General features: G+C 44.9%; 12 protein-coding genes and 1 other RNA gene. 5 read left to right on the top strand and 8 right to left on the bottom strand.

Annotated features, from left to right (window positions below):
* Nucleotides 1-205: 205 nt before the first annotated feature.
* Nucleotides 206-1669 (bottom strand): protoporphyrinogen oxidase, encoded by a 1464-nt coding sequence (hemG, locus tag JGK07_RS19565; protein WP_293224042.1) that lies wholly within the window; start codon nt 1667-1669, stop codon nt 206-208.
* 106 nt (nt 1670-1775) lie between these two features.
* Here hemG and JGK07_RS19560 point away from each other — a divergent pair, with 106 nt between their 5' ends.
* On the top strand, nt 1776-1961 hold the full coding sequence (locus JGK07_RS19560; protein WP_293224044.1) for a hypothetical protein: 186 nt from the start codon (nt 1776-1778) through the stop codon (nt 1959-1961).
* A 39-nt stretch (nt 1962-2000) separates the two neighbouring features.
* Here the strand turns inward: JGK07_RS19560 and JGK07_RS19555 are convergent, their stop codons facing one another.
* Complete coding sequence (locus JGK07_RS19555; RefSeq protein ID WP_293152247.1) at nt 2001-2255, bottom strand: DUF2811 domain-containing protein; 255 nt, start codon at nt 2253-2255, stop codon at nt 2001-2003.
* Nucleotides 2256-2992: 737 nt separating this feature from the next.
* Nucleotides 2993-3652, bottom strand: coding sequence for a class I SAM-dependent methyltransferase (locus JGK07_RS19550; RefSeq protein ID WP_293216777.1), 660 nt, complete (start codon nt 3650-3652; stop codon nt 2993-2995).
* Nucleotides 3653-3683: 31 nt separating this feature from the next.
* Between JGK07_RS19550 and JGK07_RS19545 the strand changes: the two genes are divergently transcribed.
* The 3 genes from JGK07_RS19545 to JGK07_RS19535 all read left to right on the top strand — a co-directional run bounded on the left by JGK07_RS19545 (nt 3684) and on the right by JGK07_RS19535 (nt 7952).
* Nucleotides 3684-3923 carry a hypothetical protein gene (locus JGK07_RS19545; protein ID WP_293177946.1) on the top strand — a complete coding sequence of 80 codons (240 nt, stop codon included), beginning with the start codon at nt 3684-3686 and terminating at the stop codon, nt 3921-3923.
* 491 nt (nt 3924-4414) lie between these two features.
* The gene (locus tag JGK07_RS19540) at nt 4415-5686 is read left to right on the top strand and encodes a transposase (RefSeq protein ID WP_293224073.1); all 1272 of its coding nucleotides are present in this window, start codon (nt 4415-4417) and stop codon (nt 5684-5686) included.
* Between the two features lie 187 nt (nt 5687-5873).
* Nucleotides 5874-7952: an ATP-binding protein gene (locus JGK07_RS19535; protein ID WP_293224075.1), complete on the top strand. Its 2079-nt coding sequence runs from the start codon at nt 5874-5876 to the stop codon at nt 7950-7952.
* A gap of 651 nt (nt 7953-8603) precedes the next feature.
* On the opposite strand, the gene JGK07_RS19530 is transcribed toward JGK07_RS19535, so the two are convergent.
* Nucleotides 8604-9722, bottom strand: coding sequence for a Gfo/Idh/MocA family oxidoreductase (locus JGK07_RS19530; protein ID WP_293196535.1), 1119 nt, complete (start codon nt 9720-9722; stop codon nt 8604-8606).
* A 179-nt stretch (nt 9723-9901) separates the two neighbouring features.
* Between JGK07_RS19530 and JGK07_RS19525 the strand changes: the two genes are divergently transcribed.
* Nucleotides 9902-10087, top strand: a complete 186-nt coding sequence (locus JGK07_RS19525; RefSeq protein WP_293196537.1) for a hypothetical protein — start codon at nt 9902-9904, stop codon at nt 10085-10087.
* Here JGK07_RS19525 and rnc read toward each other — a convergent pair.
* The 4 genes from rnc to JGK07_RS19505 form a co-directional block, all read right to left on the bottom strand.
* Nucleotides 10059-10781 carry a ribonuclease III gene (rnc, locus tag JGK07_RS19520; RefSeq protein ID WP_293224077.1) on the bottom strand — a complete coding sequence of 241 codons (723 nt, stop codon included), beginning with the start codon at nt 10779-10781 and terminating at the stop codon, nt 10059-10061. The genes JGK07_RS19525 and rnc overlap by 29 nt on opposite strands.
* Nucleotides 10782-11230: 449 nt before the next feature.
* An RNA gene (gene rnpB, locus JGK07_RS19515) (RNase P RNA component class A) lies at nt 11231-11665 on the bottom strand.
* Nucleotides 11666-11791: 126 nt separating this feature from the next.
* Nucleotides 11792-12955: a magnesium/cobalt transporter CorA gene (gene corA, locus JGK07_RS19510; protein WP_293177927.1), complete on the bottom strand. Its 1164-nt coding sequence runs from the start codon at nt 12953-12955 to the stop codon at nt 11792-11794.
* A 436-nt stretch (nt 12956-13391) separates the two neighbouring features.
* Entirely contained in the window at nt 13392-17627 is a 4236-nt protein-coding gene (locus JGK07_RS19505) for a PAS domain-containing protein (protein WP_293177921.1), read from the bottom strand.
* Between the last annotated feature and the right edge of the window lie 550 nt (nt 17628-18177).

Here is an 18177-nt window from a genome sequence, read left to right as displayed (position 1 = left end):
TATTCCTGTAGTTTTAGGACTGTGGACTAAAATTACTAACGTAGATGTCTAACATTGACTACTTTTGGGTAGCTTTGTCCAGGTTTTTACGAGCGGTTGGTTAACCAATATCTTCGATTGACATCCAGATATTTGTAAGCCAACCCTTCCCACGCGCTAGATCGAGTGCTTGTGGCTCACCCGGAGCAACTCAAAACTATCGATACTATCCGTTCAAATACTCGTCCACTTCTTGAGCCCGCTCAAAACCTCTCCGCACGCAATCTCCCAAAGCCACACCGCCAAAGTAGTTGGTGCACAAATACAGCCCCGGCAAAGATTTTAAGCCCCGATTGATCTGTTCCAGGCGATCGAAATGACCCAAATTGTACTGAGGAATCGCCCGCTTCCAAATTTTCACAGTCAACACTTTCGGCTGCGCCGCCTCCGGCTTCAGCAAAATCTGAGACAAATCTCGGTGCACCTCCCCAACAATTTGTTCGGCGTCAAGATTGCCAATTCCCGAATCAGTAGCCCCGCCGATATAACTGGTGAGAGTTTGCCAGCCCGCAGGGGCGCGATCGGCAAATAAACTCGATGTCCAAATCGTCCCCAGAGTGCGAATTCCCTGCCCCCTCGGAATTAAATTTCCAAATCCCACTAATTTACCCTTGAGATCCGACATCGGATATGCCAATACAACGGAGGCAACCGTAGGATAAGTAAAAGCTTGTAAAGCGCTGCTAACGGAAGGTTGCAGAGGCTCCAACAACTCCGCTGTAACATAGGCCGGTGTTGTCAAAACTACGGTTCGGGCCTCAACTTCCTGCTGTCCGTCGGGCGTAGAAAATACAGCTATGTAAGTGTCGCGTTCCGTGCGATCGAGTCGAGTCAGGTGCCAGTTGAGTTTCAGTCGATCGCCCAAGTTCGCAGCGATCGCCTCTGGCAGAGCCTTCAACCCCCCTTTAAACGAGCCCAACTCCCCCGGCTTAGTCTTCGGAATATTCGGGTCTGCAACAGTCTTTAGCCCCCCCTTGGTAAGGGGGGGTTGGGGGGGTCTTTTCCTAGCAGAAAGCAGCGCCCCCGCCACCAGCCCGCCACCCGCATCAGCCATCTTTGTTACCCGGCCAAAAGCAGCCGCCGCGCTAAGTTGTTGGGGATCCCCCGCATAAACCCCAGACACAAAAGGTTCCACCAAGCGCTGCATCACTTCCTTTCCCAGATGACGGCGGAAAAATTGAGAAACAGTTTCCTCATCACCCTGCTGCGAAAGTTGAGAACCCATTGCCGGCCCCACAAACCCCAAAGCCCCGAACAGCGCCCGCAGTTTCCCCGGAAAACTCAGCAACTGAGACTGAATCATCGCCCCAGGAGTCATCGGCACCGGTTGCAGCTTCTTTTCCCAATAAACAAAACGAGGCAATTTGCGATCGGCAAAAATCAACTCCTGCTTCAAACCGACATCCACAGCCAACTTCAGCAACTCCGGCGTCGGCGAAAAACTATTCGGGCCCTCCTCCCAGAGAAACCCCTCCCCTGTCGCAGTCGTGATATTTCCGCCCACACGTCCCTGACTCTCAGCCACCAAAATCGCCCGAGGCGATGCACTCCTCGCTTCCTTTTGAAGTGCGTGCGCCAAACTCAAACCGCTAATCCCCGCACCCACAATCAAGGTATCTAAAACTTCCATGTTACATATATAAAAATATCGCAATCTTTATGTTACATGGGTTTGCACGGCTTGTGCTCTTTGCTGGGCATACCGCAAAACCGCTTGCAGATTAACGAATTGGGAATTGGGAATTGAGAATCGGGAATTGGGAATTGGGAATTGGGAATTGGGAATCGGGAATCGGGAATCGGGAATCGGGAATCGGGAATTGGGAATCGCGAATCGGGAATTGGGAATTGGGAATCGGGAATTGAAAATCGGTAAATTCTCCCGTATTTCTAAAGCATTTTTCTCAAAAATTGTCGATTAATCTTCCCCTCTCCCCCTCTCCCCCTCTCCCTCTCTTTAACTAAAAAGGACTTACATTATTGCTGTGCAAGTCTTGAGGCGATTGAAACAGAGTTTCCAGATAAACCCTGGCAGCTTGGCGGTAGCTGCGGGAAGCTTCCGGCGTACCGCTATCGGCATTCTGCAACAAAAACAGCGACAGGGAGGCGGAGAATACTCGATCGAGATCCCATTCGGGATGAGTTTCCAGGTAAATTTTGAGAGAATCGTGCAGCGTTTCGGGAATTTCGGCAAAAATACTGACTGTTGGGTTCATCATTTTTTAGTCTCGCTAATAAATTGAAAATAGAACCCCCTTTTCGGCCGGATACAGGTACAGGCACAGCCGAAATCAGAGCGCTTTTTTTAGGTCGGTCGCATCATTGTGCGTATCAATAGGTGGGTTTGTCAATGTTGCAAAATATTACAAACTCCTTTATGTAAAAAAAAGATTTACGCAAAAATAAGCCTTTTGAGGCTTTTTTGTTACATAAGTTTACATATGAGAGGTTTATATCAGGGATTTGGCAAGAGGTTAACGAAATCCCCAATTCCGCAGCAAGATCCGACCGTGCCGTTAATTTCTGTGGAAAACTTTTTTAAATCTGTGGAAAACCTCAGACTTGCCTGTGGAAACGCTGTGGAATGTTGAGGGAAAAGTCAGGGAAAAAATAAGAATTGCAAAGGCGATTAATGGGTCATTGGTCATGGGTCATGGGTCATTGGTCATTGGTCTTTTCAGGCATTTTCGCCCGATCGAGCGCGATCGAACTTGCACCCCCGACCCGACAATATAGCCTTTCTCAAAAAGATGAGGTACATAAGGCATAGGCCTGGAGTGGCTTCCGTGGGCATACTTTACTTTTTCGAGAACCGCCATAGCCTTTCGATCGCCAAACGCCAACAGTCATTTTATTTTTGAATCTGAAATTTATCTTTTACTTGGACTGATGGCTGATTGTCAATTAAGGAAATTAATTCGGCTGACTGAGCGCCACTAAAAACAATAAAAGTTTATAAATTTTCAGATTTTTCTTTGAATTTACTAGAACATAGCATTGATTTCCAAAGATAGGGACACCGACCAGCAAATTTAAAATTAATGTCGGTATATCCTTCTGTAGTCAATAATTTAGTCAGGGTCTTTACTGAAAAGAATTTAATGTGTCCGTTGTCCCAAAGCACGGTAAAATGTTTTTCTAACTTGCCGGAAATAGCTAATATCAGGTTTTTTAAATAGCCGTGATAGGGTGTGGAAATAATTAGCATCCCTCCCGGCTTTAGACATAATTTGGCATTTTTAGCCAGTTCTTTCGGATAAAGTAAGTGTTCGATTACTTCAATGGCTAAGACAACATCAAATGAGTTCAGCATATCGGTATCGGGGAGTTCATAAATATCTGCTTGGATAAACTGACACTCTGGGAAACTTTGACGGGAGATGGCAATTCCGGGTGCAGAAGTGTCAACGCCGACAACTTCGCAGCCGTACTCTGCGATGACGTGACTGAGGCTGCCATTGCCACAGCCGAGATCCAAAACTCGGAGTTTTGTCGGGCTGGCATCCTGAAGTGTCGCCAGCATTTCTAGAAGGGGAGATACCAAATAAGCGTGATGATATCTGGGACGGTTGTTTGTGTAATAATACGTATAATTGGTGGAGTTTTTTTTCATCGCTCTATGAGACTATTGTCGAGGTCGCAAATTGACGTGGCGTGGATGCACTGTTTGGGCTAATGTTCGTCAGAATTACGGTTGTGAGAGTCGATCGGCGACTCGATCGTCTCATTGTTTGACAGGTAAATTATTGTTACCGCATCAATCCTATGTCACAAAAAATCTTTCCCAGGGTGCAAAATCTCGCATCGCCCATTTGATGGGGTATCCCTCGAAGGCATTCGCGACCCAAAGTGCGATCGAGCCAGAAGTCTCTCTCGATCGCTAGCCCGAGACACAAGTTTTTGCCTCTTACCTTCGGTCGCAACCGTGCATCTATGCCATTCTACCTTCAACCCACTGCCGTCTGTCAGCCTGAAAGATTTTACCCCTGGGCGATCGGCTGCAAATCGAGCCGAGAATTGAAAATGGAAGTGTGATTCAAATCACAGCCATTTGCCCAACAAATTGCTGAGCATCTTTAAGTAAAGACTGGTCACCAGACGTGCAAAATTTCTGCCTAAATCCCTCAAATCTCCGTATCTCGCTCCCATTATTGCAGCCATTCATCCAATTTTTGTCTCAGACGGTTGTGCCAATCCCCTCTCGCCTTTATTTTCGATCTCACACCTACTTTTACATTGGCTTGTAGTGGAATTTTATCAAATGGTTCTTCATTGTGTGGGAGGAAACCTAATCTATTGTGCCTTTTGAAAGTCATTGACATTTTCTATTAGCTGTTGATATATTTGCAGATATACCTGCAAATAGGGTAAAACAATGTACAGTCTGAAACAAGAGCTAAAACTGAATAATAAAGAACGCTCTTTGCTAGATGGCTGTGCAAGTTTGGCGAGGCTTGTTTATAACTTGCGATTATCCATACTAACCCAGTCATGGCAATTTGAAGAAATCAAAGCCAGTGATTCTCAACAATTAGCTGATATTCAGAAAGTCTTTACCAATCAGGTAAAAATCAAGCCTGAGTATGCTTGGATAAAAGGCTATCCATTAGCTATCTATCCATCAGCACTGAATAATTTAGGTAAAGCTATCCAAGGGTGGCGACTAGGTAAATCAGGCTTGACTCGATTCAAATTTAAAAAGAAAGGTGATAGTTTCACCAGCAAAAACAAATCAGGAGTATATCCTGCAAAGGGTGAAGCAATGATGCCATTTACTAATCGCCAAGTCCGACTCAAGAGGAAGCAAAGCACAATCCCTGGTTTGGAAAAATTCAGACTCAAGCAACCAATAGCATTTGTGAGTTATAGCAAAACATTCACTATCTCTAGGGCAGCAGACAAAGGGTTGGTCTCCTGGAATCTGCCTGTTGATGACAAAAATTTACACAGAGTGCATCAAGTTCAGACTGTTGGTGTTGACTTAGGTGTCAAATGCTTTGCCACGTTGTCAGATGGCTTATTCACGATCGCACCACAAATCCTGAAAATATCAAAAATCAAGTCGATCAAGAATCGGTGGTACAACCGCAACCAGAAATCAGGGAACCGTACTCAAACAATTAGAGCATCTAACAATGGCTGGAAATACTACCAAAAATTACCAATAAAACCCGCAGATATTGCTAACCTCAGACGAATTTTGGGGCAAAAAAAAATAACAACTGATATTATCAGCCGAAAATACTACCAGATTCGGATTGAAGACCTCAATATCTCTGGCACGATCGCTAATCAAAAATTAGCGATCGACCTGGAGAGCTTAGGTATTGATGAATTCCGCAGAATTTTGACCTACAAAGTGGCATTTTGGGGAACCAAGGTAGAACTGGTTGACAGGTGGTCTCCTTCGTCTAAAACCTGTTCTTGCTGTGGCAATATTCAGCAAATGCCTCTCAAGGAACCTGTATATAGCTGCGATCGATGTGGTGTTTCCCTCAATTGCAATCTAAATGCAGCAATAATTCTGGAAAATGCCCGCCAGAGCATTGTACCTGAGGCAAGCGCCCAATTAAGGCCTGCGAACAACAAGATGCCGTCATCCTTGCTTGAAGCAGGAAGCAAACGTCAATTTAAGCCAAATGCTTGATTTGAGTAAGTTTTGTGTTGCACACTTAGAATCGAGATTACTACAGTGGCTTCTATAATTGTGTTTAAATGTTGTTTTGAAGCTGTGTTGTCTGGTCAGCAGGGCACCCTAGACCGATTCGCGCTTTCCGTCTGGTTGATTGCACTATGGTCGCTGTTGGTGTTGCACCTTAATTTTGATATGTCCTATGGTTAAGTTAGGTCAATCCTCCTTTCGCCGTATTTTACTGTCGCGGATTTTGTTGCTCAGCGTACCTGTTCTACTGGTGGGGGAGTATGTTACCTATCGCAAGGCACGCTCGACGCTTCTGGAAACTGCTCGTCTAAACTTGACAGAAAGTGCGGTCAGAAAAGCAGAAACTATTGAACAGTGGTCGAAATCGCTGAAGTCCAATCTGATCGGCGCTTCGGAAAACTCAATGTTGCAGTCTGTAGAGCCGAAGGATTATCAAAAGTTTATCGCGCAATTAGGGCAGCGGTTGCCAGCCCAGGTTGATTGCTTGCAATTGACTAATGTACAGACAAATCAAGTGATAGCGAGCACTTGCGGGCAGCAGCCGATTCAGTCGCTACCTGCCAAGTTTTGGCCGCCTGTGCAGCAGCAGCAAACTCTGCTGGATGACAAGAGCGTTTACATCAGTCTGTCGTGGCCTCTCCAGCGACAGGGAAAAGCCAGCAGCAAGAAGGTGGCTTCGGGTGCTGAGGATTTTCCAGATGCGAGTAAAGAAGCTCGCGACAGCCAAGTTAGTTTGGTGTTGAGCGCTCCAGTTTACACTCGTCGGGGCAACACCCGGCAGTTGAGTTATGCTTTGAGTTTGCAGTCGGCCCTGCCGGTGCAAACCAGTGCTCCCAAGGGTTCTCTAGCTGGCTATACGGTGGCTATAGACCAAGATGGGACGATTTTGGCGCATCCGAATATCAACCGCGTGGGCCGCAATATCGATGCTGAGGCAGATGCCGATCGACTAAAAAGTATTCTCAGAAGGGCGATGGCTGGCGGACAGGCTTTTCTCCACCTATTTTCCTTTGAAAGAAATGGCGTAGAGTTGCTAGCAGGATACGCTGCTATCCCGAGTCCTTCAACTAGAAAGGAGAACAGCAAGTGGATTATTTTAGCTGTCTCTCGTTTAGATTATGCTCTGTCAGGTTTGGAAGAAATTCAGCAAGTTTTATTTAATTTAATTGTGGGTTTGGTTGCTGCTAGTATCATCGCGACTTTATATCTGTCTCGCGACTTAGCGCGTCCTTTGGAAAAACTGAGAGACTACGCGCAGACAGTGGATACAGCAGAAGCGCCCCTAGCAGTGCCGGAAAATTTTCAAATTAGAGAATTTAATCAACTATCAGAAGCTCTCAACAGCATGGTGCAGCGCCTCAGAACCTGGGCAGGAGAATTGGAAATCGCAACCAAGGAAGCGCAAGTTGCCAATCAGTTAAAAAATGAATTTTTGGGAAATATTTCTCACGAATTGAGAACGCCACTCAACGGAATTATTGGTTTTATTCAAATTGTGCGTGACGGCTACTGCGATGACCGAGATGAAGAGATGGAGTTCTTGCAGCGCGCCCATGACTCTTCAATGCAATTGCTCAATATTATTAATGATATTTTGGACATTGCTAAAATAGAATCCGGCACTTTCTCCCTGATGTTAGAAGTAGTTGATATTACTCAGGTACTTGAAGACGCGATTGATTTGCAAGCGGCTCAAATTGAGGAAAAAGGTTTAAAATTAAACTTGCCACCTGCTCACGATCCGATTATTGTTCATGCGGATCCGGAGAAGCTAAAACAGGTATTTTTAAACGTGTTGAGCAATGCCGTTAAGTTTACAGAGTCGGGCAGCATTAGTATATCTGTGCGGTTAGAAGCCAGGACTAATTCTGGTAGTTTTAACGGGAGTGTGCCGGAAAATGCGTTAGCGCAGCCCTCGGAGAGGATCGCCAACAACACCCAAAGCGATTGGGTTGTGGTGACAATTAAAGATACCGGAGTTGGTATAGATCCCGAGCAGCAGCAGAAATTGTTTCAACCTTTTGTGATGGCGGATGGTTCTACAACTCGCAAGTTTGGCGGTAACGGTTTGGGCTTGGCTATCTCCCGAAGGATCATGGAATCTATGATCGGAAGCATTACCCTGCACAGCGCGGGTGTGGATCAAGGTACTGCGGTGATGATTTCTTTGCCTGTCAATCAGCAGTCAAGTTTTTATTTTCACAGCCCGGACTTGGTAAAGGAAAAGGGAAATTTCAAAAGTTATGACTGATATAGCAGTTCTCCAATAGATTGGGAATTGGGAATTGGGAATTGGGAATTGGGCATGGGGCATAGGGCATGGGGCATAGGGCATGGGCCAAACAGGTCATGGGGCATTGGGAATTGGGAAGAAGGCCCGCGCAGGGAATTGGTTATTAGAAAAATGACTAACAAGTAACCACTAACTATTACCCATTATCCTATGCCCATTATCCTATGCCCTATGCCCTATTACCCATTATCCTATGCCCAATGCCCTATGCCCTATTACCCATCTATGCCCTATGCCCCATGACCTGTTTGCCCCATGCCCCATGCCCTATGCCCTATTCCCAGTCGTACCTCATATGGGAGATCGAAAGGCTATATGTCTGGTTAATTATCCTTAATCAAAGGTTCGCAGTGAGGATGTTAGTTATGAGATTTTTATGAGGAATAAGTTATACCAATAAAAAAACCTTGCTACAATACTCTTAGTTAAGTTGGTTTACTCAAATATTGTGGCTGGTGCGTCGCTCGCTCAATTTTCTGTTTTTTTTCGGTACTATGAATGGCGACACACCCTACGAATATTGTTGCATTAATTCTTCAAATGGGTATTACTCACTAGAAACCAATTTTAGGGCGATCGTTCCAACGGACACGATCGGATTTTCTTAATCTAAAATGGTATCAGGGGTTGTCCGCCAAGTTCGAGGGATTTGCTCAAAGTGCTGAGAATGCGGATTAATTCGACGGAAGCCGCACCGGAAGAGCTAGGACAAGGGGTATTTGTTTGCACGCAGTTGAGGAAACGATCGCACACTCGCCGCAGTGGCTCTGCTGGTTCTAAATTTAACACTTCCCGGTACCTGAGATTTGTGGGTGGTGTCCCGATCCTCTTCGTTGGCGTAGCCCCCGTAGGGGCGGGCTTCGCTAACGCACTTTCGCCAAAATTATCCTCATCGCCCCCCCGATTTGAACCACCACGCTGCAAAATTAGAGGAGTTTCCGGCGACATTTCATCAAAAATCAAAGTTCCCAAACTGCCAACAACTGTTAAGCGCCGCTGTTTGTCGGGATTTAGCCAGCACAGGTGAATGAATGCTTGAAATCCGTCGGGATAAGTCAGCGTTACCCAAACTAAATCTGCTAATCCTTCTGCTTGATTTATTGCTTCTTCCCCCTGACTTTTGACTTCTGACTTCGGAAATACAGTACCAGTCGCCCTGACTTGAATAGGGGTTTGTTCCAGCCAAGTATTGAAAATAGCGATATCGTGAACGGCCAAATCCCAAAGGGCATCAACATCATGCCGCACGGGTTCAAAATGGGTGCGCTGGGCGTAACCGTAGCGCAAGGTTCCGAGTTGATGCTGCTGAATAATCGTTTGGCCGCGATCGACTGCGGGATGAAACAGATAAGTGTGATCGACGAAGAGTTGTCGCTGCTGTTTTTGGGCTAATTTACAGAGTTCTATTGCTTCACTGAGGTTGAGGGCGAGGGGTTTTTCTACTAAGACGTGGTAGCCTTGTTGCAGCGTGGCGGTTGCGAGGGTGTAGTGTGTGGAGGCTGGAGTGGCGATCGCCACAGCATCTAGTCCCGGCAATGCTTCTATTTGTGACCAATCGGTAGCTAGAATCACCGAGGGATGCAGATGAAACTGTTTTTGGACAGCCACCAATGAATCTCGATTCGGGTCTACCACCGCTAAAACTTCGCTGTTGGGATGTTCGAGAAAGTTGCGAATTAGGTTAACTCCCCAGCGTCCGGCACCCAATACAGCTATTCCGATTTTCATTGATAATAATTTCAAAAATCGCACGCCAATTATAGCATTATTGGTAATAATTGGATCTCTTTGAATCCTAAAAAATGCCAATTCCAATCCCCAATCCCCAAGGGTGCATCTGGTTTTTGAAGAGGGTGAAGCATGACCGCATATAATTTATTAGTTATAATCTCATATTGACGGAGGTCATGCGATCGCCCCTACAAACATATTTGCTTGCACAAGCCGCTGCACCCAATCCCCAATTACCAATTACCAATTACCAATTACCAATTACCAATTACCAATTACCAATTACCAATTACCAATTACCAATCCCCAATCCCCAATTACAACTGTCAACTGTCAACTGTCAACTGTCAACTCACTACTGACTAATTTATTGAAAGCTGCCTGAGCCGCTGCTTGTTCTGCGGCTTTGATCGATCGACCTTTTCCCTCTGCTACCAACTCTCCCTGAATGTGAACCTCGGCGGTAAAACGATCCTCGCCGCCCTGTACTGTCCCGGTTTCTCGCACGCTATATTTGGGCAAAGTTTTATATTTGCCTTGAGTCAACTCCTGGAGGGCAGCTTTGTAGTTTTGGCGGGCCGGATCGCTGCGAATTTCCGCCGCTAGGCGCTGAAAGTGAGGATCTAGCCAAGGGCGAATTAATTCTAACGTCTGGGCACTCAAATAAAGGGCGGCCAGCAAGGCTTCCAAAGAATCCGCCAGCCTGGGCACTGCGCCTGTTTTGTCCGAGGCGGCGCTGCTGGAAACGATTAAATAGCGATCGAACCCGTAACTGTCAGCGATTTTAGCAAGGATGCGATCGCTCACCAAGATCGATCGAATAGCAGCAAATTCCCCCACCGCACAGTCAGGATAAATTTCAAACAACAATTCCGAAGCCGCCAGCCGCACCACAGCATCGCCGACAAACTCTAATTGCTCGTAATTTGCCTTAGCAGACGCACTAGCATGAGTCAAAGCTAAATCTACAAGATGCCATTTGATCGAAGCATCCTTCGGTAGCCCCAATTTTTCAATTAATATTTCAAGTTGCTTTTGGCGACCTGGATAAATCATACGATTTTAGATTTTAGATTTTAGATTTTAGATTTTAGATTTAGGATTTAGGATTGGGGATTGGGGATTGGGGATTGGGGATTGGGGTGCATCTGGGTTTTGCAAATATGTTTGTAGGGGCGAAGCATGACCGCAGTAAATATGAGATTATAACTAATAATTTATATGCGGTCATGCTTCGCCCTCTTGAAAAACCAGATGCACCCTAGGATTGGGGATTTAGGATTGGGGATTGGGGATTGGGGATTGGGCATTTAGGATTTTATTATAATTGCGAATTTCCTTTGCTGATGACTATCCAGGTTTAGAGCTTGTATAAAGTAGCATGAATTGTTGAAAAGAATATCAAATTCATTTTAAGAAAAAAGCTTGTCATTACAAAACCAAATGTTCCGTTACCCAAATATTTGTGCGGGTGCTGATGGGCGAACCTTACCGAAAAATTGGAGGGGAAAAAGTCGGACATAAGCCGGGTTCTGTTCTCTCAACTGCAAGCAGTTTTCGAGGGCAGTTATCTATCTGGGACGCCTGTTACCAGACGCCTCAAGCGGTACCAAAGAACGGAACCGGTAAAAAACCAACCATAGTCCCTCCGACCTTGCTCCCAACCGGGGTTTACCTAGCCAGCACCTCTCGATGCTGCTGGTGCGCTCTTACCGCACCTTTGCACCCTTACCCCTAACACTTTGCGATTTTTGACGATCGATTTTTGATGCAATCTCCAATCTCCAATCTCCAATCTCTAAATGGGGGGCGGTATCTTTCTGTGGCACTATCCTCACGATCGCTCGCACTGGGCGTTACCCAGCAAGTTTGGTTTTTCGGGAGCCCGGACTTTCCTCAGACTAGCTTTCGCTAATCCGCAACCGCCTGCGCCTACTTTTTCCCCAGATTTATTGTACCTGAACCGAAGCATCTCCCATTAAAATAAATCAGAGCTAACAAACATATCAACACCCTCTCCCGAAAAATGTCCTGGGTGGCGATCGCATTCTATCGAATTCCTGGGTTCAGTCATCCTTAAGAGTAGAAAAATTCTCAAACCATCCGCGCCGCCAAAAGAAGTAAACTAAAGTAGAGGCGATCGCTAGCATCAGCCCCCAACAAAGTGGATAGCCAAAATACCAATTCAGTTCCGGCATATTCAACGGTGATTTCTCTGTATTGAAATTCATCCCGTATACTCCCGCCACAAAAGTAAGAGGAATAAAGATACTCGAAATCACCGTCAGCAATTTCATGATTTCATTCATTTTATTCCCCACTGAAGACAAGTAAACGTCCATCAAACCCGAAGACAACTCCCGATAAGTTTCCACCATATCCATCACCTGCACCGTGTGATCGTAACAATCGCGCAGATAAATTCGCACCTCAGGACTAATCAAATCGCTGCTATCGCGAATCAAAACATTAATTGCATCCCGCTGCGGCCAAATGGCGCGGCGCAGCGTCAGCAATTCTCGCCGGATTTTATAAATTTTTTCAAGAGTTTTTCGCGTTGGGCGCACCACCACTTCATCCTCTAACTCTTCAATCCGCTCTCCGTAAACTTCTAATACAGGAAAAAATCCATCTATAATCGAATCTAGGAGAGTATAAGCCAGATAATCTGCTTTGTGCTTGCGAATAGTTCCTTGTCCTTTGCGAATGCGAACTCGCACCGGGTCAAAACAATCATAATCCGGTTCTTCTTGAACAGTTAGTAGGTAATGCTTGCCCAAAATAAAACTTACTTGTTCTTTATGAAAATTATCTGAATTTGGTTTAATCATCACCATCCAAGCAATGATTAAAAGGTGTTCTTCATAGTCTACAACTTTCGGTCGTTGAGGAACATTAACTACATCTTCCTGAGCCATAACGTGCAAATTAAATACTTCGCCCATTTGTCTCCAGGTTTCTTTGTTTCCCAATCCCAACATATCCACCCAAGAAACAGATTCTGTATCTAAATAGGCAGCAGCTTCTCTAGGATTTGCCAATTGGACTCGGGTAGCTCCTGTCTCGCAATAGTCAATTAATACAATCTCAGGAGGTGGCGCATCGGGTTCTAAATCGAGAGTTCCCGGTAGCGCTCCCGGATCGTCATAAAAATAGTCAACGTAGGAATCATCATCATCTTTAATTGGTTTGGTGACGGCACTAGAAGTATGTATGCTTTTGTATACCATGTTGATATTCCTTACTTTTAGTATCTTTAATTAGGTTATCATTTTTTTTGGATAATTACCAATTAAATCTGGCATGAATAAGTTTGAATGTGACTTATTAGGGAGGTATCGAAAACCAGTTTTTTTTGTATAATTATCGCAGCCAAATAAATGTTTTATAATAAATCTGTTGTTTTGCCTCCGCTATATTAAATAACCAATCACCAATCACCAATCACCAATCACCAATCACGGGTGCATCTGGTTTTGGAAGAGGAAGAGGGCGAAGCATGACCGCATATAAGTTATTAGTTATCATCTCATATTGATTGCGGTCATGCTTCGCCCCTACGGATATATTCGCAATTACCAATTACCAATTACCAATTACCAATTACCAATTACCAATTACCAATTACCAATTACCAATTACCAATTACCAATTACCAATTACCAATTACCTTTGCTTAATAGGAATCTCGATCGCAAATTCAGTGCCACCACCGGGCGCGGAAATACAGTCCAGCTTGCCCCTGTGTCTTTCCACCACAATCTGATAGGAGATGGACAGTCCCAAACCAGTACCTTTACCGACGGGTTTAGTAGTAAAAAACGGGTCAAATATCCGAGATTTAACAGACTCTGCCATTCCCGACCCGTTATCCGAAATTGCGATCGCCACTCGATTGTTATCCAACACCTCCGTGCGAATCCGAATCAAAGGAAATGCGTCACAAGCCAAAGGTAAAGTAGGAAAATTTTGCCGTTCCCCATCCGTTGCACTCGCGAATTCCAATTTTCTATTTCTAACATTTGCCAAAGCATCAATTGCATTACTTAGTATATTCATAAACACTTGATTTAACTGTCCGACATAGCACTGTATCGGTGGCAGTATTCCATATTCTTTGACTATTTCAATCTGGCGATTTTTACCATTTTCTTTGATTTTGTGTTGCAAAATTAACAGCGCGCTGTCAATTCCTTCGTGAATATCAACACGCTTAATATCAGATTCTTCCAGCCGGGAAAAATTTCGCAAAGACAGAACAATTTCGCGAATGCGATCGGCTCCATTTTCAATTGAATTCAGCAGGTTCGGGAAATCCTCTTGCATAAATTCTACTTCTATTTCTTGAGCAAAATTCGCGATTTCCGTCACTGGTTGCGGGTAATTTTTTTGATACAAACTACACAGTTGCAGCAAATTTTTTGCATACTCGTTAGCGTGAATAATATTGCCGTAAATAAAACTAACAGGATTATTGATTTCGTGAGCAATTCCGGCTACTAGCTGTCCCAAACTCGACATCTTTTCTGCTTGAATTAATTGAGCTTGAGTCCGGCCTAATTGTTCCAAGGTTTGCTCTAGTTCGCGATTTTTATCTTTTAATTCTGATTCGGCTTGTTTGCGCTTGGTAATATTGCGGGCGATAACTATTGCCTGATTCGAGTTAAAAGGTAGCAATCTCGCTTCATAGGTTTCTTCCCCAGACGGCATGGATAGGGAATACTCTAGACTAACTGGAGTTCTATTTTTGGCAACTTCCAGTAGAGCCTGTTCTAGCTGGCTAGCGGCGGTTGTTGGCAATATATCGGTCACTTGTTTGCCAAGAAAAGAGTCGGAATTCAGGTACAAATCCCCTGAATTTCCTGACAAATAATCCAAAATAATGCCGTCAGCATTGAGGCGGAAATACAGATCCGGCAATGCTAGAAAAACAGATTCCAACTCAGAAGTTTTTTGGCGCAATGCTTCTTGGGCGTAGTAGCGATCGCTAATATCCAAAATTACCCCATCCAAACAGGAAACGCTCCCATCGGCGTCGAACACTGGAGAACCTTTATCCCACACCCATTTAACGGTGCTGTCTGCTGCTAGCAAGCGGTATTCTAAATTATAAGACTGTTTATTTTCTATTCCTTGCCGAATAGTTGCTTCTACTTTTGCCAAATCTTCGGGGTAAATAATGCTAGCAAAAGTTCTGCCTTTGCTGTCCAAACGCGAAATAAAATCCCCAGCCGGGTAGCCCGCTATTAAGTAAATTGCCTCGCTAATAAAACTTGTTGAAAAATCGCACTGCCAGCGATAAACCACCCCGGGAATATTAGCAACCAAAGACCTAAATCTGGCTTCACTCCTACGCAAAGCTGCTTCCGATTCATGGCGTTTTGTAATATCGTTAGTAAAACCTAGCACTGCAAATATATTACCTTCAGTATCGCGCAGAGGGACTTTTTTGGTATCTAAAATATGTATTGAACCATCAGCAACTGTTGCGGCATCGCAGGGATTGTGGATGATTTCGCCTGCCAGTACAGCAGAGTCGTCTGTGCGAAATCCTCGGATATTTTGTGCGGAATTTCCAAATACTAGCTCTTCTGAGAATCCTAATTCTAAATCTGATTTGCCAATTATTTCTTCGACTGTTTTACCGATCGCTTCGGCTAAACTGTTGTTGGCCAAAATGTAGCGAAATTGTTTATTCTTGGCAAAAATCCAGTCACTGGTTTTGTCGATTACCGTCCGCAGAAGTTGTTCCGAACGTTCGGTTTGTGCCAATGCTACTTGCAGTTCTACTTCCAGGCACTTGCGATCTGTAATGTTTTCAAATGCCACGCCTACGGAGTTGTTAGGTAACGGAAAAGCTTTAATAGAAAAAGCACGAGTTATTTTTCCCGATTCGTCGCTGTCAATATCTTCAACTTCTACAGCTTTTTGGTTGCGAATTACTTCAGCAAATGCTTGGGGAATGTTTTTCGATCGCAAATGCGGAAAAATCTCGTCGATTGTCATGCCCAAAACGTCGGCCATTTCTAGCCCGGTAAACCGCGTAGCAGCGGGATTCGAGGCGATCGCCCTCAAGGTGCTATCATCGTCTATATTTTCCAAATGGTAGACGTACAAACCAATTTGCATATTCTCGACAATTTGGTCGTAGAGGCGCACGCTTTCGTCTACCTGCCTGCGTTCGGTGATATCTTCTGTAATCCCCAAAACGTACTGAGGCTCGCCCTGAGCGTCGAGAATTGGCACTTTGCGGGTGTGCAGTATTCTCATACCTTTGTGGCGAGTTTGGATCGGCTCTTCGGCTATTTCTTTAACCAGAGATTGGTTGTGATGGCTGGTCAATATTTCCCTGTCTTGAGCGGTAAAAACGTCAGCTTGCTCTTTCGGGTAAATATCGTAGTCATTTTTGCCGATCGCCTCTTGAGATGTCACACCTGCGATCGTTTCCCCCGCCTTATTCCACAGCACGAATTTTAGCGAAGAAGCATCTTTAGCAAAAACTCCCAACGGCAGATTTTCTACTACGGAATTGAGGAACCCTCTAGCTGATTTTAATTCAGCTTCTGCACGCTTGCGTTCGATGCCTAAAGCGATGACATCGGCAACGGATCCTAAAGTTTCTTCAAAGGGTACTGTCAGCGACTGGTGGCTGACAATTACCATGACTCCCACTAGCCTTTCTTCGACAATTAAAGGATAGCCGGCGAAGGTAAGAATTTGCTTGGGGATTTGGCAATTTCCCCGATTGTGACTGCTGTCGATAATTGCTAATTGCGAACTGTGTGCTGGCGTGGCTTCCCCGCATTCTTGCTCCTCTAGCCCCAAATGATTCAGTTCAAATCGGCAGTCAAATAGTGGTTTTTGCTGTTCGGCGATCGAGTTAACCTTATTTTGAATAAATCTAGCAACCTCGTCTGTGCGGCTGTAGATTCCAGAGGTTGCTTGCAACTCGCAAATATTGTATTGAGAGTTAAAAGTCCAAATTTCAGCAGAGGCGACATCGAGATTTCGTACCATTGCCTCGCAACAGGGAAGCAGGATATCTTGAGGGTGTTTGGTGAGGGCAATACCGACATCGGCTACCATTGCTGTGAGGCGAGAAGCTTGGGCTTTTTCTGCTTCCAGCCGTTTGCGATCCGTGATATCTTCCACCAAAGAAAGCACTGTAAAAGTGTCGCCGCTGCGAATAATCGAGTTGAACCAACGACACCAAATAACTTGTCCGCATTTGGTTTTATTTTGATTGATTGAAGTATTGCCGTTACCGGAGGCTAGTTCGAGTTCGATCGCACTTACAGCCTCTCGATCGTCCTCGCAAACCAAATCCAAATCGCCGAAATGCTTGCCCAGCATATCATCGGAAGTCCAGCCAAATATTTCTTCAGCACGTTTCGACCACTGAACGATCCGAAAATTCTCATCCCAGCCTACCATTGCCAGGGGACTGTTAGCTGCATTCAACCACAGTAAATGATTCGAGCGACGCAACTGTTGAGTTTTCTGCTGCTGCCAGCGGTAGTGCCTGGTTATATCTCTACCGACACCCAACACCCGCATCTGATTGTTAGCGACATCCAGCGCTGGCGTGTAAGCCGTTTCGTAAATTTTAATCCCGCCATCTGCCGCCGTCACCTCGTGAATTGCCAGCTTTTTTTCCCCTGTGATAAATACTTGTTGCAGGCAGGAATCAATCTGAGAGATTATATTTTTTAGAGCTGTATTATTGGGATATAATTTCAACAATTCCCGATTCGTTTTGTTGACTGCTTCAGCCGGATCCAATCCCATCCAAGCAGCAGCTACAGGATTAATCGATATGTACTTTTGCTGTCGATCGCACTCTAGGAAAGCATCAACAGAGTCAGAGAAAAAAGACTGTAACGAGTTGATAACTTCCTGCATGGGTATTTTTTGATCACTTGCAAGTTAAGCTTTAAATTTTTCCTAAAGTTAGTTTAACTCACTCAAATATTTTTTCGCACTTTACTGCTGGCGTTCCCGGTACAATTTTCGGCCCGTTCCCTATAATACAAAAAATTTCAGGAAATAGTATGTTTTGGAATATAACTTAATTAGAGCATCTGCTCTTTTTTTCAACAAGACGCATCGGATACAAAAGGAGAAGAGGGAGGGGGAGAGGGAGATGGGGAGAGGGGGAGATGGGGAGAGGGGGAGAGAGGGAGAGGGGGAGAGGGGGAGATGGGGAAAGAGGCGTTTGCTTGGAAAAATCTTTAATAGCTTCAGGTGGGCAGTGCGCACCCGAAAGACGCTAGAGACATTTTTGGGATCAAAAGCCAGCAGTCACCAGGCAGTTTTTAGCTGCTAACTGATGACTGATGACTAATAACGTTCGCTCGGGAGCATCTCATTTTTGCAAAAAGCATTTTTTCTTTCAGTGCTGTCCCCGCTCGCGTGCTTTATAAAGCACGCGAGCGGGACAGCACTACAAATG

The organism is Microcoleus sp. PH2017_24_DOB_U_A, from assembly GCF_020738205.1.
Lineage (GTDB): Bacteria > Cyanobacteriota > Cyanobacteriia > Cyanobacteriales > Microcoleaceae > Microcoleus.
The sequence above is the reverse complement of the archived record's forward strand: the minus strand, read 5'-3'. Positions and strand labels throughout refer to the sequence as shown.